At 61.9% G+C, this 22,721-nt stretch carries 21 protein-coding genes and 1 pseudogene; 3 read left to right on the forward strand and 19 right to left on the reverse strand.

Annotated elements, in window-relative coordinates:
• Positions 1-177 precede the first annotated feature (177 nt).
• On the forward strand, positions 178-1,494 hold the full coding sequence (locus H8F21_RS03410) for a spinster family MFS transporter (protein WP_203584060.1): 1,317 nt from the start codon (positions 178-180) through the stop codon (positions 1,492-1,494).
• Positions 1,495-1,499: 5 nt separating this feature from the next.
• On the opposite strand, the gene H8F21_RS03415 is transcribed toward H8F21_RS03410, so the two are convergent.
• From H8F21_RS03415 to H8F21_RS03500, 18 genes are all read right to left on the reverse strand, one after another.
• Positions 1,500-2,690: an MFS transporter gene (locus H8F21_RS03415; RefSeq protein WP_203479370.1), complete on the reverse strand. Its 1,191-nt coding sequence runs from the start codon at positions 2,688-2,690 to the stop codon at positions 1,500-1,502.
• Positions 2,691-2,714: 24 nt separating this feature from the next.
• A complete protein-coding gene (locus H8F21_RS03420) occupies positions 2,715-3,752 on the reverse strand; it encodes a Rieske 2Fe-2S domain-containing protein (protein WP_203541170.1) in 1,038 nt (345 codons plus the stop codon).
• A gap of 120 nt (positions 3,753-3,872) precedes the next feature.
• Positions 3,873-4,637 (reverse strand): SDR family oxidoreductase, encoded by a 765-nt coding sequence (locus H8F21_RS03425; protein ID WP_203479253.1) that lies wholly within the window; start codon positions 4,635-4,637, stop codon positions 3,873-3,875.
• A 131-nt stretch (positions 4,638-4,768) separates the two neighbouring features.
• Entirely contained in the window at positions 4,769-6,019 is a 1,251-nt protein-coding gene (locus H8F21_RS03430) for a helix-turn-helix transcriptional regulator (protein ID WP_203584061.1), read from the reverse strand.
• Between the two features lie 197 nt (positions 6,020-6,216).
• Positions 6,217-7,425 carry an acetyl-CoA C-acyltransferase gene (locus tag H8F21_RS03435; RefSeq protein ID WP_203479255.1) on the reverse strand — a complete coding sequence of 403 codons (1,209 nt, stop codon included), beginning with the start codon at positions 7,423-7,425 and terminating at the stop codon, positions 6,217-6,219.
• Between the two features lie 8 nt (positions 7,426-7,433).
• Positions 7,434-7,904: a MaoC family dehydratase gene (locus tag H8F21_RS03440; protein WP_203584062.1), complete on the reverse strand. Its 471-nt coding sequence runs from the start codon at positions 7,902-7,904 to the stop codon at positions 7,434-7,436.
• 10 nt (positions 7,905-7,914) lie between these two features.
• Positions 7,915-8,700, reverse strand: a complete 786-nt coding sequence (locus H8F21_RS03445; RefSeq protein ID WP_203479257.1) for an SDR family oxidoreductase — start codon at positions 8,698-8,700, stop codon at positions 7,915-7,917.
• 145 nt (positions 8,701-8,845) lie between these two features.
• A complete protein-coding gene (locus H8F21_RS03450; RefSeq protein WP_203479258.1) occupies positions 8,846-9,724 on the reverse strand; it encodes an SDR family oxidoreductase in 879 nt (292 codons plus the stop codon).
• Positions 9,725-9,757: 33 nt separating this feature from the next.
• Complete coding sequence (locus H8F21_RS03455; RefSeq protein ID WP_203541165.1) at positions 9,758-10,909, reverse strand: acetyl-CoA C-acetyltransferase; 1,152 nt, start codon at positions 10,907-10,909, stop codon at positions 9,758-9,760.
• A gap of 3 nt (positions 10,910-10,912) precedes the next feature.
• Positions 10,913-11,971, reverse strand: a complete 1,059-nt coding sequence (locus H8F21_RS03460; RefSeq protein ID WP_203479260.1) for an acyl-CoA dehydrogenase family protein — start codon at positions 11,969-11,971, stop codon at positions 10,913-10,915.
• 9 nt (positions 11,972-11,980) lie between these two features.
• A complete protein-coding gene (locus H8F21_RS03465) occupies positions 11,981-13,141 on the reverse strand; it encodes an acyl-CoA dehydrogenase family protein (RefSeq protein ID WP_203479261.1) in 1,161 nt (386 codons plus the stop codon).
• A 9-nt stretch (positions 13,142-13,150) separates the two neighbouring features.
• Positions 13,151-13,903, reverse strand: coding sequence for an enoyl-CoA hydratase family protein (locus tag H8F21_RS03470; protein ID WP_203479262.1), 753 nt, complete (start codon positions 13,901-13,903; stop codon positions 13,151-13,153).
• Positions 13,904-13,951: 48 nt separating this feature from the next.
• Complete coding sequence (locus H8F21_RS03475) at positions 13,952-15,052, reverse strand: NAD(P)H-dependent flavin oxidoreductase (RefSeq protein ID WP_203479263.1); 1,101 nt, start codon at positions 15,050-15,052, stop codon at positions 13,952-13,954.
• Positions 15,049-15,960 carry an enoyl-CoA hydratase gene (locus H8F21_RS03480; RefSeq protein ID WP_203479371.1) on the reverse strand — a complete coding sequence of 304 codons (912 nt, stop codon included), beginning with the start codon at positions 15,958-15,960 and terminating at the stop codon, positions 15,049-15,051. The genes H8F21_RS03475 and H8F21_RS03480 overlap by 4 nt, the downstream gene beginning before the upstream one ends.
• Before the next feature lie 16 nt (positions 15,961-15,976).
• Positions 15,977-16,774, reverse strand: a complete 798-nt coding sequence (locus H8F21_RS03485) for a CoA-transferase subunit beta (protein ID WP_203479264.1) — start codon at positions 16,772-16,774, stop codon at positions 15,977-15,979.
• 11 nt (positions 16,775-16,785) lie between these two features.
• Entirely contained in the window at positions 16,786-17,661 is an 876-nt protein-coding gene (locus H8F21_RS03490; protein ID WP_203479265.1) for a CoA transferase subunit A, read from the reverse strand.
• Entirely contained in the window at positions 17,658-18,563 is a 906-nt protein-coding gene (locus H8F21_RS03495) for a VOC family protein (protein ID WP_203479266.1), read from the reverse strand. Before H8F21_RS03495 ends, H8F21_RS03490 begins: the two co-directional genes overlap by 4 nt.
• Before the next feature lie 121 nt (positions 18,564-18,684).
• Positions 18,685-19,380, reverse strand: a complete 696-nt coding sequence (locus H8F21_RS03500; RefSeq protein WP_203584063.1) for a TraX family protein — start codon at positions 19,378-19,380, stop codon at positions 18,685-18,687.
• A 167-nt stretch (positions 19,381-19,547) separates the two neighbouring features.
• Here H8F21_RS03500 and H8F21_RS03505 point away from each other — a divergent pair, with 167 nt between their 5' ends.
• Together H8F21_RS03505 and H8F21_RS03510 are read left to right on the forward strand one after the other, a co-directional pair.
• Positions 19,548-20,333, forward strand: coding sequence for an enoyl-CoA hydratase (locus H8F21_RS03505; protein ID WP_203479268.1), 786 nt, complete (start codon positions 19,548-19,550; stop codon positions 20,331-20,333).
• A 476-nt stretch (positions 20,334-20,809) separates the two neighbouring features.
• Complete coding sequence (locus H8F21_RS03510; protein ID WP_203479269.1) at positions 20,810-21,139, forward strand: hypothetical protein; 330 nt, start codon at positions 20,810-20,812, stop codon at positions 21,137-21,139.
• Positions 21,140-21,190: 51 nt separating this feature from the next.
• Here H8F21_RS03510 and H8F21_RS03515 read toward each other — a convergent pair.
• Positions 21,191-22,605: pseudogene (locus H8F21_RS03515) on the reverse strand (amino acid permease); the annotation flags it as partial.
• Positions 22,606-22,721: the final 116 nt, after the last annotated feature.

Genomic DNA, 22,721 nt, shown 5'->3' on the forward strand with positions numbered 1-22,721 from the left:
ATTGCACAACGCCCTGTACCGGAAACTAGCCTCGCGCTCCGGCGGCCGCGTCGTCCATGTGGACGAGTGACGCAAAAACGTTAGTCCGTTAAGACGATGTGAAGCCACCTGGCGCTGGGAATACTGGCGCATACGCCAAAGGCGCTTGCAGTCTGCCCGCTTTATCAGGAGTCATCCATGAGTAATACGCACGCTCAACCTACAGGCTGGCGCGGCCACGGCTTGTTGTTTCTATTGGCAATGATGTACGCCGACAGCTTTGTCGGCCGGCAGATCATTGCGGTTATGATCGAACCGATCAAGCAGGAGTTCGGCGCCAGCGATACGGAAATGGGCCTGGTTTCAGGCCTGGCCTTCGCCGCTGTCTATGTATTGCTCGGCCTGCAGGCCGGACGCATGGCCGATCACCTGTCACGCACGCGCCTGCTGGCTGTCACCAGCTTGCTGTGGGCCTTGGCCACGGTGGCTTGCGGCTTGTCTACCAGCTTTGCCATGCTGGTCATCGCGCGTATGGCGGTGGCGGTATTCGAGTCGCCCACTACGTCGGCATCGATGTCGATCATCGCCGACATCTACCCACCCCATCGGCGCTCGTTTGCCATCAGTTGCTACACCGCCGCGCCGACGTTTTCGACGATTATCGCCCTTAGTGTCGGCGCCTGGGCCGTTGATCAATACGGCTGGCGCAGCGCATTTTTCGCCGTCGCCGTGCCTGCCCTGGTCATCAGTGCCGTATTTGCCCTGGTGATGCGCGAACCGCCACGCGGACGCTTCGACCTCACTCACAGCCACGCGGCCCCAGCCAAGCAGCGCTTGCTCGACAACGCCCGTGAACTGCTGGCCCTGCCCGCCTATCGTTGCCTGGTGCTGGCCTGTGGGATCACCACCTTCAGCGCCTACGCCTATGCCATGTGGAATGCCAGTTTCCTCGTGCGCTCGCATGATCTGCCCCTGCAATATGCCGGCATCCTTGCTGGCGTGGTGGGCGGCACCTGCGCCGGGCTCGGCGCCTTGTTCAGCGGCTGGCTGACCGATCACCTGGCGGTGAAGAACCCGCATTGGCAAATCGGTATTCCGGTCATCGGCCATGTACTGGGAACAAGTGCACTGGTCACTTACCTGCTCTGGCCGCAGGAGATTCTCCTGTATGTTGGCGCCGTTCCGGTGCCCAGCGCCATGCTCTGGTGCGCACTCGCCAGTTTCTTCTCGGTCTGGTGGGTAGGCCCATCGTTCTCGCTGTTGACCCAACTGATACCCGCCCAGCGCCGCGCGACTGCCGTGGCCCTGCAGACTATCGTCACGACGTTGTGCGGCGTGGGTATTGGTCCATTGGTAACCGGGCTGCTCAGCGACGCCCTGATACCCACGTTCGGTGCAGAGTCGTTGCGCTACGCCTTGCTGCTGGTCACTTGCACCATCTTCATCGCCGTCATCCTGCTCTGGCGCACCTACCGTCACCTCACCGTAGTCACCGAGCAATCTGCCTACGCCTGAGCCTGTCAGGCCTGCACCACAACCTGTGCAGGCCCGGCAGCGCCAGCGTCGAGGCGGCGTGCCAGCAAGCAGGTAAACGCCAGTACCGGAATCACTGCGCAGCCACCGGCAATCCACAGCAACGTGCCATAGCCCTCGCCCAGCAGTTGCCCGGCCAGCGCCGGCCCGGCTATCGAACTCAAGGCAAAGGCTCCCGGAATCAGCATGATCGAGCGGCCGCTATGGTCCAGGCGAGCAATGGCGGCCGTCTGATAGATGCACCCCCACGTGAAGCCCACCTCCCAGACCCAGGCACCCGCGGCGTACATCAAGAAACCATCGGCGTTGCCCAGCAACAACAGACCCGTACCGAGCACCAGCAACACAATGACGTGCGGCACGCGCACGCCCAGGCGATCGCCAACTGCAGCCAGCGTCAGCGCCGCCGCACCACCGAGCAGCTTGAGCACAGCGAAGACAATGCCCAATTCGGTCGGTTGCAGCGCCAGACCATGCCCCAGGCGCTCAAGAAACGCCCACAGGCCGATCTGCCCGGCACCAAACAGGAAGAAAAACGCCAGCGCCGCATAGGCCGCCGGCGGAAATTGAAAACGTGACAATACAGAGCCCGCCTGCTGCGCTTGACCTTTGCCGATGAAATCCTGGCGACGCGGCAATGCAAAGGCGCTCAGGCTCAACAGCAGAATGATCGAAGCGAGCATCCAGGCCGCACCGGCGTAGTGAAAATAAGCGATCACCAGCGACGGCAAGGCAAACAGCACCGCAGCCACCACCCCCAGCTCAATGCCCAGGCGTAAACCCAGGGCACGTTCCTTGTTGGCCATTTCGCCCATGATGCGCATGCCCAGGCACGTCATTAGCGCGGCGAAGAAGCCAATCAACGCCCACAACGGCAGCTGGGCAATCGCCGGCAGCCGCGACGACAGCCAATACGCCAGCGCTGCCCCGATGGCGCAGCCCAGGGTCAGCAAACGCCAGTTCAAGCGGTCGATCAGTACCACCGCCACCAGCGTGCCGAGCAGGTAGCCGGCGAAACACACCGAACCCAGTAGGCCGACCTGCTCGACGCTGAAGCCTAGGCTGTCGACCATTGAGCCAAGCAGGATGGGCAAGGTGTTGAACGGCAAGCCACCAATTGTCGAAGCGAAGCTGGCGGCGAGCATTATCGCCAATGTTTTTTGCCCACTCGTGGTCATCATGCATTCCTGCTCGGGTGCTTATCAGCGGTGATCGACCGTGATGATTTCTTTGCGTTCCGCGATTGCCGCCGGCACGTTGGCTTCGTCCATGAAGAACTGCTCGTACCACTCGCGCAGCTGGTAGACCGGGCCATCACCTTCGGCCAGTACGGGCTTGTTGACGCGGATCTTGTGCGCCCAGATGTCCACGTCCTGGTAGAACGAGTCGCGGGTGCGCATCACATAATCCTGAGCCAGGGCCCGGTTCTGCTCCTCGCTCCAGCCCTCGATCTTCTTCACCATGCAGCCAAAGCGCAGTTCAAAGCTGTTGCCACTGATCGGTACGTGGCAGTTGAGCAGGATCGAGTGAATCTCCATGCCCTCGAACATCGCACGCATGCGGGTGAAATGTGTTGCTGGCCCGTAGTAGGCAGATTCTGCTACCAAATCGCCGCCCAGCTGTTCTGAGTCACCATGGAAAATCTGCTGGGCAATGTGGCCTTCGAAGACGTTGGCGAAGTACTTGGTTGGGGTGAAGTGCACCGGCCCAAAATGCTGGGCGTCCGCCAGGTTGTCGACCAGTTCGCGGGGGTTGGTCTCGATGACCAGCTTGTCCATGTGCCAGTCCTGCAGCCAGTCGTCGCTGTCCTGCTCCGGCAGATGCGGAATCACCACGGTCTGTGCCGGGGCGTTGCCCTCGGGGTTGTTCCAGACGAACAGCAGCTTGTTCTCTTCACAGGTCAGCCAACTGCGGGTCTTGGCTTTTGGCGGAATGCGCTTGCAGTAAGGGATTTCGACACATTTGCCACTGGCATCGTACTGCCAATGATGAAAGGGGCAGACCACACGGTCGTTGACCAGGGTACCGCGGGAAAGGTCGGCGCCCATGTGCGGGCAATGCGCATCGATCACGCTGATCTGGCCGCTGGAAGTGGCAAAGGCCAGCAAACGCGTGCCGAAGATGTTCAATGTGTGCAGTTGGCCATCACGAAAGTCTGCCGCCTCCCCCACACAGTGCCAGCCTCGACCAAAGCGAGGGGCCAGTGCAGTTTCGACGTTGATTGCTGCGAGCTTGGTCATTGTTATTGTTCCTCGTGTGAAAATCCCCGGTTACATGCCAGGTCAATTCTCACCGAGCAGGCGCAAATGCTCATCCCTCGCATGGACTAGTTGAGCACCGCGCGCTGATTGCTTTGCCGCTTAGAACCGTGTCGGACGCACCATGGCATCCATGCCGCCATCGACAAACATCACGCTGCCATGAACAAAGCTGGCCTGTTCTGACTGCAGGAACGCCACCGCCTGGGCAATTTCCTGCGGGTGGCCAGCGCGCCCCAGCGGGGCCACGAACTCTCGAACGGCCTTGGCGAAACGTGGGTCATTCAGCGATGCCTGATGCAACGGTGTCTCGACCGCGCCGGGCGCCACCACGTTGAGGCGAATGCCCTGCCTGGCCCAGGCAACCGCCTTGCCGCGAGCATTGCAGGTCACCGCATACTTGGAGCTGGCATACGCCACATGCGACAGCCCCAGGCTATTGGCGTGTTCCAGCGCCAGCGCCTCGTTGCCGGCCAGCATGGCCTCGACCATCGCTTGCTGGTCTGGTTTGGTGTGGGTGGCAGCAATCGAGCCGATCACCGTGGCGGCAGGTTGTTTACCTTTGGCCAAGGCGTCGGCCAGGCCGTCGAGCAGCTCGGTCACACCAAAGTAGTTGACCGAAATAATGGTGTCGGACACCGCGCTGGAGCCCACCCCGGCGCAGCACACCAGACCATCGAGCACACCTGCACTTTGCTCGAGCACCGCGCTGATGGCCGCCTGACGCCCGGTTGCGCTGGACAGGTCGGCAATCACCTCGGCGTCTGCCCGGTCGATGCCAATGACTCGATGTCCTGCGGCGCGTAGCGCCTGGCAGACTGCTGCGCCGATACCCGACGCAGAACCGCTGACCGCTGTAATGGGCATAACCTTGATCCTCATGATGTAACGGAGGTGATCAGTATTGGTGGCGGACACGCTCGCTAACATCGTCCGCACGGACTAAAACGCCCCGACCGTGAAAGCAAGACCGGGGCGTCAGTGAACAACGGCCACCGTCACGCGCTGCTACGCACCGGGTGAGCCAGCTTCAGTGCCGGTTTGCTGAGCTTATCGGCGCCCAGTACGGTCAACTTGGGCTTTCCCAGGGCAACCACGCTGTTGAGGATGATGCGCACCAACTCGGTCTGACGGCGCACCCCGGTCTTGGAAAAAATCGAGCGCAAGTGTGCCCTGGCCGTGTTGCGGCGCACATTCAATACTTCAGCGGCTTCTTCGAGCGAAAGGCCATTGACCAGCTCCATGGCCAATGCGGTTTCGGCCCGGGTCAAGTTGAACAGTTGCTTGGTCAGGGTTTCGCTGGCCATGGAGCGACCGACGGCGTCGCGGATGTACACCACTACCACCGGCTTGCTCTTGCCCTCGGCCCAGTCCTGGGTCGGTATCGCCTCGACGACCACACCGAGGTTGATGTTTCCCGATGGCCTGGACACCGACATCGCTTCAGACGCTGCGCCGACCTGCGGACTGTCTGCGTCGCGGGCGAAGGCATTGCGCACCAGGCGCTGCAACTCGCGGTTATCGCTGGGGTAGGTGGCTTCAAGGTGCCCGCCCACCAGCTTCAAGCCATCAGCCAGTTCCAGCAACTCGCTGGCCATCGGGTTCATGCGCAGCACGCTGCCATTCTGGTCGAGGACGATGGTGGCTACCGATAAACGACTGATGGCCTGGGAGTACAACTCACTGATCGACTCGCTGCGGTCGAGCAGGTTGTGCACATGCATCGCACGGCGCAAATGCGGCAGGAACATCCCGCACAGCTGGCGTTCGGAGTCAGTGAAGCGAGGGGCGGATCTGGGGCGGGTAATACGAAAACGCAGCTTGCCACCGTCGGGCGTAGAAATATCGGCGCCCATGATGTGGAAAGTGTCGTGGACAATGCCGTAGGTCTTGAAGTACACCGAATTGGTCCACTGCGCCTCGGTCATCAGGTCGTCTACGGTAAACACCTGGTCCATTGGCGGGTTATTGAACGGCGTGACCGCTTGTGGGTAGGCCCAGTAACTGACCTCGCCCTCGCCTTCGATATCGCCAACGACAATCATCAGGCCCAGGTCAGGTTGCTCGGGCACGCGCAGAATCAAGGTGACATAGTTTGCCTGGTACAAGCTGCGGACATGGCGCAAGGTCTTGGCCATCAGCTTTTGATCCAGCGAGCCATCGTAAAACTCGCCGATGAGCCTGTCGTACTCCGCCAGCTCCAAGCCCATGTCTGCAAGGGCTTGAACACTCAAGCTGGAACTCTCCATCGCCAGTCTCCTCGCGGGACACAGCCCAGGCCATGCCCGTTTTTATTGTTATGTTTCGAACACTTGCGGGTGCACTGTGCAGCCTGTCAGGGCCGCCCGGCGTACATTGACCATAAACATTGACGATAGCAATACCCTTGATCGGCTCCCGGGGCATCGTCCATATGGCCTACCCCGGTGCCGTCCAGCGCCTTCGATCAGTCCAGTTCAAACAGCCCCGCTGCACCCATGCCACCACCAATGCACATGGTCACCACCACGTAACGCACGCCGCGTCGACGTCCTTCAAGCAGGCTGTGCCCGACCATGCGCGCACCCGACATGCCGAACGGGTGACCGATGGAAATCGCCCCGCCATTGACGTTCAGCCGATCAGGCGCAATGCCCAGAACATCGCGGCAATGCAGCACCTGGCAGGCGAACGCTTCGTTGATTTCCCACAGGCCGATATCGGCCACGCTCAAACCAAAGCGCTTGAGCAGTTTCGGCACCGCCACCACCGGGCCGATGCCCATCTCTTCGGGGGCGCAGCCCGCCACGGCGATCCCGCGATAAGTACCCAGTGGGCGCAGCCCGCGTTCAGCCGCCTGGGCGCGACTCATCAGCAAGCTTGCCGAAGCACCATCGGAGAACTGCGAGGCGTTGCCAGCGGTGATGAACTCGCCCTGCTCTACCCAGGTGCCGTTCTTCCACACAGGCTTGAGCGCGGCCAAGTCTTCGCGCTGGGTCGAAGGCCGGTTGCACTCGTCGCGATCGGCCAGTACCTGTTCGTGACCCGCTGGCTGACCTTCCTTGTCGAACAGCTGCTTGCGCGCCTGCAACGGCACGATTTCCTCATCGAACAGACCGTCGCGCTGGGCGGCGGCCGTGCGCTGCTGACTTTGCAGTGCGTAGTCATCCTGTGCCGCGCGGCTGATGCCGTAGCGACGTGAGACGATCTCGGCGGTTTCGATCATCGGGATGTATGCGCTGGGCATACAGGCAAGCACCGCCTCTGACTGGTTGCGGTAGGTATTTTTGTACTTGTTCTGGGTAAGTGACAACGACTCCACGCCACCGGCGATGGCAATGTTCATTTCACCGGCCAGAATATTTTTTGCCGCCATGCCGATGCTGATCAGCCCTGATGCACACATGCGGTCCAGGGCCATGCCCGCGACGCTTGCAGGCAAACCGCCGGTGTAGGCGCACAGCCTGCCGATGTTATAGCCCTGGGTGCCCTGCTGAACCGCCGCGCCCATGATCACATCGTCGACCGCGCCAGGCTCTACACCTGAGCGTTCAAGCACCGCCCGTACCACGTGACCGCCAAGCACCGGGGCTTCGGTGTCGTTGAACGAGCCGCGAAAGGATTTGGTCAGCGCAGTACGCGCGGTAGCAACAATTACAACGTCATTCTTGTCCATGCACAGGCTCACTCACTGATCGGGTTAAAGGTGTAGCGACTGATGGTGTCGACCACGCAGCCGGGGCGCTCGGCGCCTTCGATTTCAACGCTCATGCGCACTACCAGTTGTACGGCGTTGCCGATCATCTCGGCACTGATGACCTGGCCGCGGCCGCGTACCCGCGAGCCGACCTTCACCGCAGCCGGAAAGCGCACCCGGTCGGTGCCGTAGTTCACGCCCATGGCCAAGTTGTCGATGCCTATCAGTTGCGGCATGAACAGGTTGGCCAGGGCCAGGGTCAGGTAGCCATGGGCGATGCAAGCCCCGAACGGGCCATTGGCAGCGCGCTCGGGGTCGACATGTATCCATTGCTGATCACCGGTCGCCTCGGCGAACAGGTTGATCCGCTCCTGAGTCAGTTGCAGCCAGTCGGTGACGCCAAGGTCCAGGCCCTCGGCCTTGAGCATTTGTTCGGCACTGCTGAATCGGATACTCATGAGTTGTTCCTCAAGCCTGTTGTGAGCTGACCGAGAGCACTTCGCCGACCATGTAGGAGGCGTAGTCGCTGGCCAGGAAAATCATGACGTTGGCCACTTCCCAAACCTCGGCGGCACGGCCGAAGGCTTCGCGGTCGGCGAGCTTTGCCAGCAGTTCTTCGCTGGAGGCTTTCTTGAGAAAGTCGTGCAAGGCAATCGACGGCGACACGGCATTGATGCGCACCCCGCTCTCGGCGGCTTCCACTGCGCTGCATCGGGTCAGGGCCATGACGCCGGCCTTGGCCGCGGCATAGTGCGCCTGCTCTTTCTGCGCACGCCAGCCAAGGACCGAGGCGTTGTTGACGATGGCGCCGGCACCGCGGCGCTCCATGTGCGGGAGCATCGCGCGGGTCATGCGAAAAGTGCCGGTGAGGGTCACGTCAATAACGCGCTGCCATTCTTCATCGGTCATCTCGGTGACGCGCCTGGAACCCCCCAGGCCTGCGTTGTTGATCAGCACATCAACGCCGCCAAGGGTCTGCTCGGCGCTGCTGACCAAGGCTTGTACTTCGTCCTCGAGGGTGACATTGCACAACTGCCCATACACAGCCTGCAAGCCGGTTTCGGCCTTGAGCTGCTCGACTGCCTGCTCCAGGCGACGCGGATGAACATCGGAGATCATCAGGGCACGGCAGCCTTCTTCGGCACAGCGCTTGGCAGCGGCAAAACCGATGCCGGCGCCTGCGGCCGCAGTGATCAGTACCGACTTGCCAGCCAGCAGTTGGTGGCCGGGTACATAAGGTGGGACTTGTTTCACGATGAATACCTCAGACGGGATACAGGTTGTCCATAGGTATAAAGGCCGAGGGATTCGGGCACATCGTCAAAACGGACGTGATAGGCGAAGGAAGGCAAAGCAGAACAGGCGCCGACGCGGCCGACGCCTGACATTCACGCCGCAGCTAGCTACCCCAGACCTTCTGCGCCTTGGGCGCTTCGCTGAGGATCGCATCGACGGCTGCGCCTACTTCTGCAACTTGCCAGCGAGCGCCCTTGTCACGGGTGACCCCGGTGCGCCAACCGTCGCCCAGGGAAATGCGCCCGCCCTGGCTTTCGAACAACTGGCCACTGACATGCGCCGAGGCCTCGCTGCCCAGCCACACCACCAGCGGCGCGACGTTTTCCGCCGCCCAGGCGTCGAAGCTGTCGTCATCGGGCTTTTTAACCATATCGGGCATGGCGCTTTCGGTCATCGCCGTGCGCGCTGCCGGTGCCAGGGCGTTGGCAGTCACGCCGTAGCGGGCAAGTTCAGCTGCCTGCACCAGGGTCAGAGAGGCAATGCCACCTTTAGCCGCGCTGTAGTTGGACTGGCCGATGGAGCCCTGCAAACCGGCCCCGGAACTGGTATTGATAATACGCGCGGCCACCGGCTTACCCGCCTTGGCCTGGTCACGCCAGCGCCGACCGAGGATATTAGCCAGGCAAAAATGCCCCTTGAGGTGCACACGCATGACCATGTCCCAGTCCTCTTCCGAGAGGCTGATGAACATGCGATCACGCAAGACCCCGGCATTGTTGACCAGTACGTGGACCTCACCAAAGGCCTCGAGTGCGGCATCGACGATGCCCTGGGCGCTGGCCAGGGTGGTAATGTCACCATCGCTGGCAATTGCCCGGCCACCGCTGGAGCAAATCTCATCGACCACCGCTTCGGCGGCTTCGCGGCGAATATCATTGACCACCACATTGGCGCCCTCGGCAGCGAATGCCAACGCATAAGCGCGGCCCAGTCCGCCACCGGCACCGGTGATGATCACGGTACGATCTGTACAGATTCCCATAGGGTTTGTTCCTGTGCTTGTGGATGGGCGGCGTCAAAGCCGCTCGATAATGCTGACGTTGGCCTGGCCGCCGCCTTCGCACATGGTTTGCAGGCCATAGCGCCCGCCCGTACGCTCCAGCGCGTGCAACAAGGTCGTCATCAAGCGGGCACCGGTAGCGCCCAGCGGGTGGCCAAGGGCAATCGCGCCACCGTTGATGTTGGTGGTGGCCGGGTTGTAGTCGAGTTCCTTGGACCAGGCCATGACCACCGAGGCAAAGGCTTCGTTGATCTCCACCAGGTCGATATCGGCCATGCGCATGCCGGCTTTTTTCAGCGCCGCTCGAGTGGCCGCAATGGGTGCGGTCAGGTGCCAGATCGGGTCATCGCCAAGCACCGACAGGTGATGAATACGCGCCCTGGGGGTCAAGTTGTAGCGCTTGAGCGCCGCTTCCGAGACCACCAGCAAGGCCGCCGAGGCATCGCAGGTCTGACTGGAAACGGCAGCGGTGATCGAGGCAAACTCGGCGCTCACTGGCTCCAGGCCGGCCATTTTCTCCAGGCTGCTGACCCGCGGCGTTTCGTCGTGGGTCAAGCCTTCGCAGGCAACGATCTCCCGGGAGAAATAGCCCGCCTCTGTCGCGGCCAGGGCGCGGCGATGGCTTTCCAGGGCGAACACTTCCATGTCCGCGCGGCTGAGCTGCCAGTGATCGGCGATCCGCTGGGCGGCATAGAACTGGTTGACCGGTTGATTGCCAAAGCGCGCCTGCCAGCCCTTGCTGCCGGAAAACGGGTCGCTGAAGCCCAGCGCTTGACCCGCGATCATCGCCGACGAAATCGGGATCTGGGTCATGGTCTGCACGCCGCCCACCGCCACCACATCCTGCATGCCGCTCATCACCGCCTGGGCGGCAAAGTGCAGCGCCTGCTGCGACGAGCCGCACTGACGGTCAACGGTGGTGCCAGGTACATTCAGCGGCAAGCCTGCGGCCAGCCAACTGGTGCGGGCAATATCACCGGCTTGCGAGCCGATGGTATCGACGCAGCCGAAGATCACATCGTCATAGTCTTCGGCAGGAATGGCATTGCGCTCGACCAGCGCGCTCAACACGTGGGCGCCAAGGTCGATGGCATGTACATGGGCCAGGCTGCCCTTGCGCTTGCCCGTTGGGCTGCGCAGGGCGTCGACTATATAAGCTTGGGGCATGGCTCAATCCTCGAAGGTGGCGCCCGGCCCAAGCCGGGCTTCGTCGCTGAGCACATAAGCAGCGACGCGGGATTTATGGGTGGCGCGGTCACCCCAGGAGGGGTCCAGCGACCAGGCACGCTTCATGAACATCTGCAGGTCGACTTCCCAGGTGTATCCCATGGCGCCGTGCACCTGAATGCCATGGCGAGCTGCCAACCAGCTGGCATCGCAGCAGGCCAGCTTGGCTTGCGAGACATACACGTCGGCGCCGCGCTCACCCTTGGCCAGGGCGTGGGCGGCGCGATACAGCACCGGTTTGGCGAACTCGATCTTGCTGGCGATATCGGCCAAGTGGTGCTTGACCGCCTGGAAGCTGCCGATCGGCTTGCCGAACTGCTTGCGCTGGGCGACGTAATCCACCGACAGGTCGAGAATCCGCTGGGCCAGGCCCAGCAGTTGACCGGCAACGGACAAAGCGCCGCGGTTGAGGGTTTCGGCCCACAGTGCGCGGCCTTGTTCACCGTCGAGCAACAAGGTTTCGCCACTGGGCTGCCAGCTCACCTGACCCAGGCGCCGCGACGAATCGATGCTGGCATTGGCCTGCACGTCCACTTGCGAGCGTGGCACGGCGTGCACTTCGTCGCCGTGGGCCAGGATCAGCCACTCGGCCAGCGGTGCATCGGGCACCAATGGGTTGATCGGGTGGCCGATCGCCAGGCGCACGCTGCCATTGGCAATGCGTGGCAGCAGGCTGGCCTTGACCGGGCTGTCGTCCGGCAAGCCGTTGAGCAGGCCGGTAGCCACGTAGGCGGTGTCGGCCAGCGAATCGGGAATCGCGTAGTAGCCCAGCTCCTGCGTCATCAGCGACCAGGCAATGTCGTCCATGCCCAGGCCGCCGAACTGCTCGGGCACCGACAAGGCGGTAAGGCCCTGTTCGGCGATCTTGGCGCGCAGCTCTGCCGAGCGACCGACATCGGTTTCCCAGATTTCACGGAGCATTTCCGGCGCCGCTTCGGTCATCAGGAAGCGGCTGATGGCTTCACGAAACGTGAGCTGGTCATCGCTAAAAGTAAAGTCCATGGCCGGCTCCTATTTCGGCAGGCCGAGCATGCGCTCGGCAATGATGTTGCGCTGGATTTCGTTGGTGCCGGCGTAAATCGGCCCGGCCTGGGCGAACAGGAAGCCGTCGAGCCAGGCGCCACCCAGCGCTTGCGGGGCGCTGCCGAGCAACTCGCCGTGGGCACCGAGAATGCGCATGGCGGTGTCATGCATCTTCAGGTCGAGTTCCGACCAGATGATCTTGTTGATACTCGACTCGGCGCCGATCTGCGCGCCACGGCTGAGGCGGCCGACGGTGTGATAGGACGACAATGCGTAGCCTTCGGCGCCAAGCCAGGCCTCGACCACCGCCTCACGAATGCTCGGATCGCGGTCGGCGATCTGCTGGTGCGCCTTGTACAGTTGCACCAGCTTGCGGGCCGTGGCCTGAAAACGGGCAGGCGAACGCAACAGCAAACCGCGCTCGAAACCTGCGGTGGCCATTGCTACGTGCCAACCCTGCCCTTCGGCACCGATGCAGTTTTCCGCCGGCACCCGCACATCGTCGAAGAACACTTCAGCGAAGGTGTTCTTGCCGTTGAGTGCGCGGATCGGGCGAATGGTCACCCCTGGCGTATCGAGGGGCACCATCAGGAACGACAAGCCGTTGTGTCGCGTTGACCCGGGGTCGCTGCGAAACAGACCAAACAACCAATCGGCGTACAGCGCGCGGCTGGACCAGGTTTTCTGCCCGTTGAGCACATAGTGGTCGCCATCACGGGTGGCCTTGCTGGTAATCGCAGCCATGTCCGAGCCTGCGTTCGGCTCCGACCAACCCTGGGCCCACATGTCGACACTGGAAGCCATGCGCGGCAAGAAGCGCTTCTTTTGCGCCTCGGTGCCGAACTCCATCAGGGTCGGCCCGAGCAGCAACTGGCCATTCTGGTTGACGCGCATCGGCGCATCGGCCCCGTAGTACTCTTCTTCAAAAATCAGCCACTCGATCAGGTCGCAACCTCGGCCGCCGTACTCCTTGGGCCACATGACCATCGACAGGCGCTGCTCGAACAGCTTCGCCTCCCAGGCACGGTGCTGCTCGAAACCTTCACGGGTGTCGTAGTTCGCCAGCGGTTCGGTCGGTTGATTGGCCGCCAACCATTCACGCACTTCCTCGCGGAAGGCCTTTTGTTTCGGGGTATATGCGAGTTCCATGGCTGCCTCTCAGAACTTGGCGTCGCGTTTTTCGACGAAGGCGCGGCGGGTTTCGGCAGAATCGGGGCTGGTGTAGGCCTGCAAGGTGAAACCCTGTTCCCAGCGGTATTTGTCTTCCAGGTTGCCGTCTTCGATACCGTTGAGGGCTTCCTTGGCCAGGCGAATCATTGCCGGGCTCTTGGCGGCGATCTTGGCGGCGATCTCCAACGCGGTCTCGCGCAGTTGCTCCTTGACGACCACACGTTCGATAAAGCCGTACTGCGCAGCCTCGGCGGCGCCGATCTTGTCGCCGGTAAAGAACAGGTAGCGAACCTTCTGCACCGGGAACAGCCGTTGCAGGTGTGCACCGCCGCCCATGGCGCCGCGATCGACTTCCGGCAAGGCGAAGGTGGCGCATTCAGAGGCCACGACAATGTCGGCAGCGCCGGTAATACCGATGCCACCGCCCAGGACAAAGCCATGCACGGCAACGATCACCGGCACCGGCGAGCGGTGTACGGCCTTGAACGCGGCGTAGTTGCCGGCGTTGACCGCAATGATCCGCTCCGGGTGGGCGTCCAGTTCCTTGATATCGACCCCGGCACAAAAACCACGGCCTTCGGCGCGGATGACGATCACCCGCACTTCGGGGTTGGCGCCCAGGGCTTCCACTTGCAGGGCCAAGTCCATCCATTCCTGGCTATCCAGGGCATTGACCGGCGGTTTAGCGAGCACCAGTTCAGCAATGCCCGCGTCGATCTGTGTAGTAAATGCTTGACTCACGATGGTCTTCTCCAATGCTCAGCGGGCGTGTTCAGTACGCGTTGGTCTTCAGCTTTCCTGCACCTGTGCAGGCTGCTGCTCGCGGTGGCGAGCGGTTAAGGCATCCAGGCAGCGCTCGGCCTGCTCGGCAATTTCCTCGATCACTTGCTGGCAACTTTTAAGCTCGGCGATGGCTGCAGCCACCTGGCCACTGGGCAAGATGCCCTCGTCCGGTACGCCATCGATCATCGAGCGCTGCAGCAATACCGGCTGATTGGCTGCCATGACCGTTTGCGACAGGGTTCCGGGGTCTTCCTTGAGGGCCTGGCGCAGCACCGCGAACAAATGGCCGAGGCTCATGCCGGTTTGCTGTTTCCATTTCCATGCGCTTCGCAGGGCAATTCGCAGGCGCCCGAAGGCGCTGGCCTGTTCCAGGCGATTGATGAACGGGTTTTCGATCATGCGGTGGCGCATGCCGTCGACGGCGGTGCTCACCCGTACCAACTGCGGGTCGTTGACCTTGAGGTAGTGCACCAGGGTGGCCGAGGGTGTCGGAGATTCGCGGGTCATCAAGAAGCGCGTGCCCATGGCGATGCCCGCAGCGCCGGCCGCCAGCGCGCCGGCCAGGCCGCGGCCGGTGGAATAACCGCCGGCGGCAATCACCGGCACCGACACGGCGTCCAGCACCTGCGGCAACAAAATCGAGCTGGGTACACCACCGGTATGCCCTCCGCCCTCACCGCCCTGAATGGTGATCATGTCGGCGCCCAGCTCCACCGCCTTGAGGGCGTGCTTGAGGGCTCCGACGGTAGGAATGCACAGCACCCCGGCGGCCTTGAAACGGGCAATCGTCTGTTTGTCCGGACCACGGCCATAACTGACCGCACGCAGGCGGTAGCGGATTGCGAGGTCAACGCACTGCCCGGCGTTTTCCTGGAACATGTGAAAGTTCAGGCCGAAGTTGCTGCCACCGGTGGCGGCAATGACCTTGTTGATCTCACCTTCCAGCGCGTCGGCGGCAATGGTTGCCCCGGCCAGAAAGCCGAAACCACCCGCCCGCGTCGTGGCAATCACCAGGTTGGCGTCGGCGACCCAGCCCATGGCGGTCTGCACAATGGGGTAGCGACAACCCAGGGCTTCAGTCAGCGCTGTATTCATCCAGCGGCTCATGCCTGCTCACCACTGGCGGCGACTTTGTTGGCCTTGGCCATGGCCTTGGCATCGAAACCGCCGAGCTTGTCGCCCGACAGCAATTCGTTGTGCGCATGGGCAAAGTGGTGCCAGGCAAATGCAGCATCCATCGCTGTGCGCTTGCCCTGCAGGTCTTCAACATGGTTGATCGCCTGCTTGGTCAGGGCCAGCCCCATGCGGGGCTGGCGCGCGATGTTGGCCGCAAGCGCATAGGTTGCCTGCTCCAGCTCATCGCGCGGCAGCACTCGATTGACCATGCCCATCTGGTAGGCACGCTCGGCACTCATGCGGTCGCCGGTAAAGAGAAACTCCTTGGCGATACGCGGGTTCAGTTCATAGGGGTGGGCAAAATACTCCACCCCCGGAATACCCATGCGCACCACCGGGTCCTGGAAAAACGCATCATCGCTGGCCACGATCAAGTCACAGACCCAGGCCAGCATCAGGCCGCCGGCCACGCATGCACCGTGGACCATGGCAATGGTCGGCTTGGGCAACTCGCGCCAGCGCCGGCACATGCCCAGGTACACTTCCTGCTCCCGGGCATACAGTTGCTCAGCGCCCGGTTTGTTGGTGTGGTCCCACCACAAATGGGCGCGCTCGAACGGTTTGTTGATGTCCCGACCCGGAGTACCAATGTCGTGGCCGGCAGAAAAGTGCTTGCCTGCCCCGCGCAAGACGATGACTTTAACCGCGTCATCGTCGACGGCCTGGCGCAACGCGGCATCCAGCGCATAGGTCATCTGCGAGTTCTGCGCGTTGTTGAAGCTTGCCCGGTTCATGGTCAGGGTGGCGATACCCTCTGCTGCGCTGTACAACACCGGCTCCTGCGTTTCGTACACCGAGTGATCTTCACGCTGGACGAACTCATTGTCTGGGCTGTTCATGCTCATGTCCCCTGCCTTACGCCTGGCGAATGCCGGCTGGGTTGCCCTTGATTGCCGAGCTGCGGTAATCGTGGGGATCAAGTCGGCGGATAATTGCCAACTGCTCGGGCGTCGGGTGCGCGGTTTCCTTGAGCGACGGGTACTTGAGCAGCGGGAAGCCGGTGCTTTCCTGCACCTGCTCGAAACTCACTCCGGGGTGCAGGCTGCGCACCTGGACCGCACGCTCCGGGCCATCGAAGTCCATCACACAGAGGTCGGTGACGATCAAGCGAATGTCCATCAGGTCGCGACGTACCCCTTGTGGCCAACGGTCGGCCTTGAAACCAACCCCGGAGACCATGTCCACTTCGCCGCTGACAAACACGCGAGGGTTATGGTTGGGCACGAAGAACGAGTTGATGTGGTTGATGCTGTTGCCGGGCAAGCCACGCACACCGAGCATGGCGGCCTTGGGCTTGTGGTAGTCACCCACGCAAGAGAGGTTGCTCTGGCCCCAGCGGTCGATCTGGGTTGGCCCGATCATGGCGTGGCGACGGCCACCCCAGACACACTCGAACACGCGCTCGAAGTTCAACGAACCGGAATACTTGGGCACGTAGTCGCCACGCGGCCCCAACGGAATCGGCTCTTCGACCAGGTAGGCTTCGCTGTCGGTCATCAACAAGTGCGGACTGTGGCTGAGCTTGGCCAGGCTCGCGCCCAGGCGCGGGATAACCCCCAGGCCCGAGGCGATCAATTCACCGTTGCCGCGCCAGGCTTCGCTGGCGGCGACGATCATCAGTTCAGCGAGGGTAAACTCACAGGTAGTCGACATTTTCGTCCTCCTCAGAACACTGGCAGGGCCAGGGAGCCCATGCGTTCGGCACCGCCGTTTTTATCCTGGTAAGCCAGTTCCCCAGCCACCACGTATGCTTCTACATAGGCTTGCCAGCCGCCCTCCTCACCCGCACTGGCGGCGTAGTGCTTGAGGTGGCTGAGATCCCAGCCGTACTCAGGTTGGCAAGCCGTTGGATGGGCGCCGAAGGGGGCATGGATAACGCCGCTGACCAGGTAACGTTCAAAGGTGTTGCAGCGAGCCTGCTCAGCCGTCAGTTCCAGGCGCTCGTGCAGTTGCTCGCAAGACACGAAGCACTGCTGGGCAGCGCGGGCGAACAGATGGTCGAAGTACGGATCCGGGCCGGTCACCAGGGTGTTGCCCAGACGGTCGGCTACGTTGACATGAACAAACGCCACATCGAGGTTCAACGCCGGCATGGCCAGCAGCACTTCACCATCGTCATAGGGCGACGCAATGGTTTTTAGCGCCGGGTTGAGCCGCGTCACATCAGTGGCCAGGCCGCAGCGGGTGGGCAGAAACGGCAGGCGCATGGCCGCCGCCCGCAGGCCCCACTGGAACATGCCTTCATCCACCTCCAGCAATTCCAGGCCACCGGCTTCGCGCGCCTTGCGGTAGTAGGGTTCCAAAGGGATGGCATCGAGGGTGGCAAAACCGAACACCAGCTTCTTGACCTTGCCCGCCGCGCACAACATGCCCACTTCCGGGCCACCATAGGCGACAACGGTAAGGTCCTTGACCGGCGAACGCAGAATCTCGCGGACCACCGCCATCGGCTTGCGCCGTGGCCCCCAACCGCCGAAACCGATGGTCATGCCATCGCGCAGTTGCGCGACCGCATCGGCCGCTGTCATTTGCTTGTTCATTGCTCATCTCCTTGTTGTTGGCCGACTGAAAAGTCATGCCCCCACAGGCTTACGCGGGTAAATTCGAAGGCCGAGTGTTCAGCCCAGTCCACTTGCAGGCCGCCGTAACCGAACTCCAGGTCGAAGCCGGACGGGGTCTTCATGTAAAACGAGGTCATCAGGTCATTGAGGTGCTGGCCGAGGGTCGCCGAAAGCGGCACCTTGTGGGCCAGGCGGCGGTCGTGGGCGCGGCCCACTTCGGTCATCGAGTCGACTTCCACCATCACGTGCACGCAGCCTGAGGGCACCGCAAACTCAGCCAGCGCCAGAGAGTGGTGGCGGCTGTTACGGCAATGCAGGAAATGAATGCGGATGGGCGGCGCCAGGGGATCGGGACGAAAATTGAAGATATCCGAGAGCTCGAAACCCAGGACGTCCTTGGCAAATGCCAGGGTGGCGGCAAACTCCGGGGCCGGCAGCACGGTGTGACCCAGGCCCATATCCCCGGTAACAAAACGCGGCACACCTTGCGGGGAAACAAACGGCTGGCAATCGGAGCGATGGCCCCAACTCAGCTCGTGACGGTTGCCGGAAGGATCGAGCACACTCACCAGCGCCTGCACGCCCCGCTGCTCGATCTGGGCAGCGCTGCCCACCTGCCAGCGCACACCCTTTTGCTCCAGCAGCTGCAGCGCGGCGTTGAAGGCACCTTCGCTGGCCAACTCCCAACCCGAGGCCAGGTAGCCGGCTTGGCTGCCTTCGACGATGAGCATGCGAAACGGCCGCTGGTCCATCTTCACGTACAGCCCGCCACCGGGTGCGGGTACTACCATCATGCCCAGCACGTCTTCGGCGTAACGTTGCCACTGGCTGAGGTTTTCGACTTGAGCGACGAAGTAGCTCAGCCCGCGGATATCCATCATGCCCTGCTCCTCAATGAATGGACCTGTGTGTGGTCTTCATTGTGATGAGGGCGAGCACCCGGCTCATCGTCCGTTGAGACTAAGCAGTTGATCTGTTGGGCAAACAGCGTGAAAAGCGCGCCTAGCGGGCCAACAACTTGATAAGTAGCAGGTGCAGCGGGTAAAACCAGTAGCCCCACCGGCCCACGCGCCAGATACCCGTGCCGTAGCGCCCGTGCAGCACAGCCAGGCCAACCGGCGCCGACAACACCGCAACCGCCAACGCCATAAGGGTGATCGGCTCGGTCGGATGGCTGCGCAACCAGGCGTTGGTCAGGTTGGCCGCCGCAGCGACAAACCCGGGAAAGACCGAGGTTCCGCGCCCGCCGCGCAGCGCCAGCAGGAACGCCGACGGCAACACCACCCCCGGCCAGCCGTACATCAGCACATCACTGACCAGCAAAGACAGCGGCAATACCGTCACGGCAAGCCAGCGCTGGTGCTGTACACCCCATGCCAGGAGCAACCCCAGGGTCAACGTCGGCATGATGCTGAACGTTCCGGTACTCACATCCAGTGCCCGATAAGGCCATTCCGAGAGCACAGAGAAGGCCAGCATCCAGCCCAGATAGCGGCCATTGCCACCGCTGAACAACTGCCCTGGCCGCGAGCGCGCCACATTTACGGCAATGGCCAGACAGAACAGTGGGAACGCCAGGCGACCGATGACGAACAGCCAATTGGCGCTCGGCCAGATAAAACGCAGGTGATCGGCGACCATCGTGACCATCGCCAGCCACTTGAGCAAATCGAGGCCTGCCGAACGCGGGCTATTCATGAACATCCTTGAATCAATGCAGGGACCAGCTCACAGCCTAAACGAAAAGGCCGGCAAACAGCGCAGCGGCTGCCGGCCAATCGCCGAGCTTCGTCTGAATGGACGATGCAGTTCAACGGATGCTTGATGACACTGGCGGCCAAAGACTTGCGCCCACGAGGATGCCCATGGACGACTCAACCCCACCACCGGTTCTGCTTGAACATCCCCTGCCCGGCGTGGCGTTACTGCGCCTGAACCGCCCCCAGGCTACCAATGCCCTGAGCCTTGAGTTGCAAGCACTGCTCTCCAGGTACTTCACCGAGCTGGCGCAAGACCCGCAGATTCGCTGCATTCTGCTGACTGGTGGCGATAAGGTCTTCGCTGCCGGTGGCGACATCAACAGCTTGGCGGGCGTGGGCCCTATCGACATCTACAAACGCCATACCGAGCGGCTCTGGGCGCCGATCCAGCATTGCCCAAAACCGGTGATTGCGGCGGTATGCGGCTATGCCTATGGCGGCGGCTGCGAGCTGGCGATGCACGCCGACCTGATCGTTGCCGGACGCAGCGCGCGCTTCTGCCAGCCGGAAATTCGCATTGGCATCATGCCTGGCATCGGTGGCACCCAACGCCTGGTCCGGGCGGTGGGCAAGGTCAAAGCCATGCGCATGGCCCTGAGCGGACAACCGATCAGCGCCGAAGAAGCCTGGGTAGCGGGCCTGGTCAGCGACCTGGTGGACGACGACCAGGTACACACCAAAGCCCTGGAACTGGCCGCAGTCATCGCCGCCATGCCGGCGCTGGCCGCCGAACAAATCAAAGAAGTCATCCTCGCTGGCATGGATGCCCCCCTGGAGGCCGGATTGGCCCTTGAACGCAAGGCCAACGCCCTACTATTCGCCTCCCGTGACCAGAAAGAAGGCATGCAAGCCTTCATCGAAAAACGCCCGGCGCAGTTCGAAGGACATTGAACAACCTGCCACAACGCCCAACACTCCACCCGCCCCCTCCCGCTGGTCCGGATCAGATCTGGATCCGCTTTTGATCTTGATCTTGCTCTTGATCTTGATCTACCTGCCCCGTTAACCAGAAGGGCCGAGTGAAGGTGTTGCGAAAGGGCTAGCGCGAAGCGCCTTCGGCTTGGCCGAAGTTGCGAATCGTAGTGTTGCTTGCAACACGTAGATCGCAATGCCCTGAAGCGACACCGTAGTGAGGGGACCCGAAGCGCAGCGTAGGGCCCCTGGTGGGGCGAGCCCTTTGCTTACTTTGGGGCGACTGCCAAAGTAAGGCGCCGTAAGGGCGCAAAGGTGCCTAAGCGCCGCCCAGGCAAACGGATCAGCACTCATACCAAGCGCCCCCACACGGCAACAAGTCCCCCCACCAAAAATGGAATTAATCTTCGCCTAACCAGTTCTGATGCCAGGTAGCCCATTGCGAGTACCCAGCGATGTTCCCGATCACCCCCGACCGCCGCTACCTCGTCATCCAGGGGCAGCTATGGCGATGCAGCAACCCTGCCCTGTCCCCGGAGCAGCGCCAGCAACTGGTCGACAGCCTGATGAACGCCCGTCGCCAAATCAGACAAGCCAAGGCAACCCACGACGACCACCTACTCACCAACGCACGAAAACAAGTACAGGCCACCAAAGTAGCCTTGGGAGAGCGAGGCCCCGCGTGGTGGACCGACGGCGCCCCTGACTACAATCGCCACAAAATCGAAAACACACCCTATATAGACTGGTTCAACGGACTGACCGAAGACCAGAAAAATGGCTAACGGATGCCAACACAGCGTCGACGGCGGAGCCCTTTTCACCGGGCACCGCCGTCCTACCCGCCCTACACCGAAGGCGCCAACACCACCTGACGCTTGCGATTGATGATGAAATACGCCGCGTAGCACACGGCGATAAAGCCAAAGCCCCAATACAGTGACGGCCGCTGCGTCTCATCCATAGCCAGAAACACGAACAGCGAACTGCACAACGTGATGCACAGCAAGGGTACCAGCGGGTACAACGGCGCCCGGTACTTGAGGTCGCTCAGTTTGCCGCCCTCAGCCAGAAACGCCCGACGGAACCGATATTGCGCCAGGGCAATGACAATCCAGGTGACGGTACCCGACATTCCGCTTACCGCCATCAACACCATGAACAGCGTGTCGGCAGCGATGAAGCTGGTCATCAGCGACACCAGGGCAAAGCACAGGGTGATGCTCAACGCCCGCAGCGGTACGCCACGCTTGCTCAGCGGCGACAGACTCTTGGGTGCCATGCCGGTCTTGGACATCGCCCAGAGAATACGCGTCGAGGCATACAAGCCGGAGTTGCCCACCGAGAGGATCGCCGTGAGGATCACGAAGTTCATCAGGTCAGCCGCATAAGGAATGCCGACCATGTCGAACACCTGCACGAACGGACTTTCCATCAGGCCAGCCTGCTGCCACGGGACGATGGCCGAGAGCACCACAATGGCCAGCACGTAGAAGATCAACACGCGGAACACCACGTTGCGCACTGCCCGCGGAATGCTTTTTTCCGGCTGGTCGGTTTCACCGGCCGCCACACCCATGATCTCGCAACCCTGGAAGGCATAGACCACGGTCATCATCACCGCGAACACCGCCGACAAGCCGTTGGGGAACAGTGCATCGCCAATCAGGTTGTTCATCATCGGTGCCGGCTCGCCGCTGGTCAGCGGGATGGCACCGAAAATCACCAGCACACCGACGATGATGAAGCCCAGGATTGCCGCCACCTTGATGCCCGAGAACCAGTACTCCGCCTCACCAAAGGCGCGCGTAGCCAGGGCGTTGAGGCCGAATAGAACCACCACGAACAATGCCGACCAGTACCAGATCGGCACCTCGGGGAACCAGCGCACCATCAACATGCCAGCCGCGGTGAATTCCAGGCCGACCGTGGTTGCCCAGCTCATCCAGTAGACCCAGCCGATCATAAAGCCGGTGGCTGGGCCGATGTATTTTGTGGCGTGGGCCTGGAACGAGCCAGATACCGGCATCTGTACCGACAGTTCGCCCAGGCAGACCATCACCAGATACATGAGAAAACCTGCCACCAGATAGGCCAGGATCGCCCCCACGGGCCCGCCCTGGTTAATCGTCACCCCCGAGCCCATGAACAGGCCTGTGCCGATCACGCCGCCCAGCGACAGCATGAATATGTGCCGACTCTTCAGAGCCCGCGTCAGGTGTATGCCTTTACGATCGGTTGATTCGCTCATGTCGGCACCTCAGCAGTGGCGCAAAAGCGAAAGGGAAATACGATGGCGCGGGGACGGATCAGCTTTACGGCAGTTCATTATTATTATCTCCAATAAGCTTCGAAGACCGCGTGCAG

Source organism: Pseudomonas arcuscaelestis (assembly GCF_016881005.1).
Lineage (GTDB): Bacteria > Pseudomonadota > Gammaproteobacteria > Pseudomonadales > Pseudomonadaceae > Aquipseudomonas > Aquipseudomonas arcuscaelestis.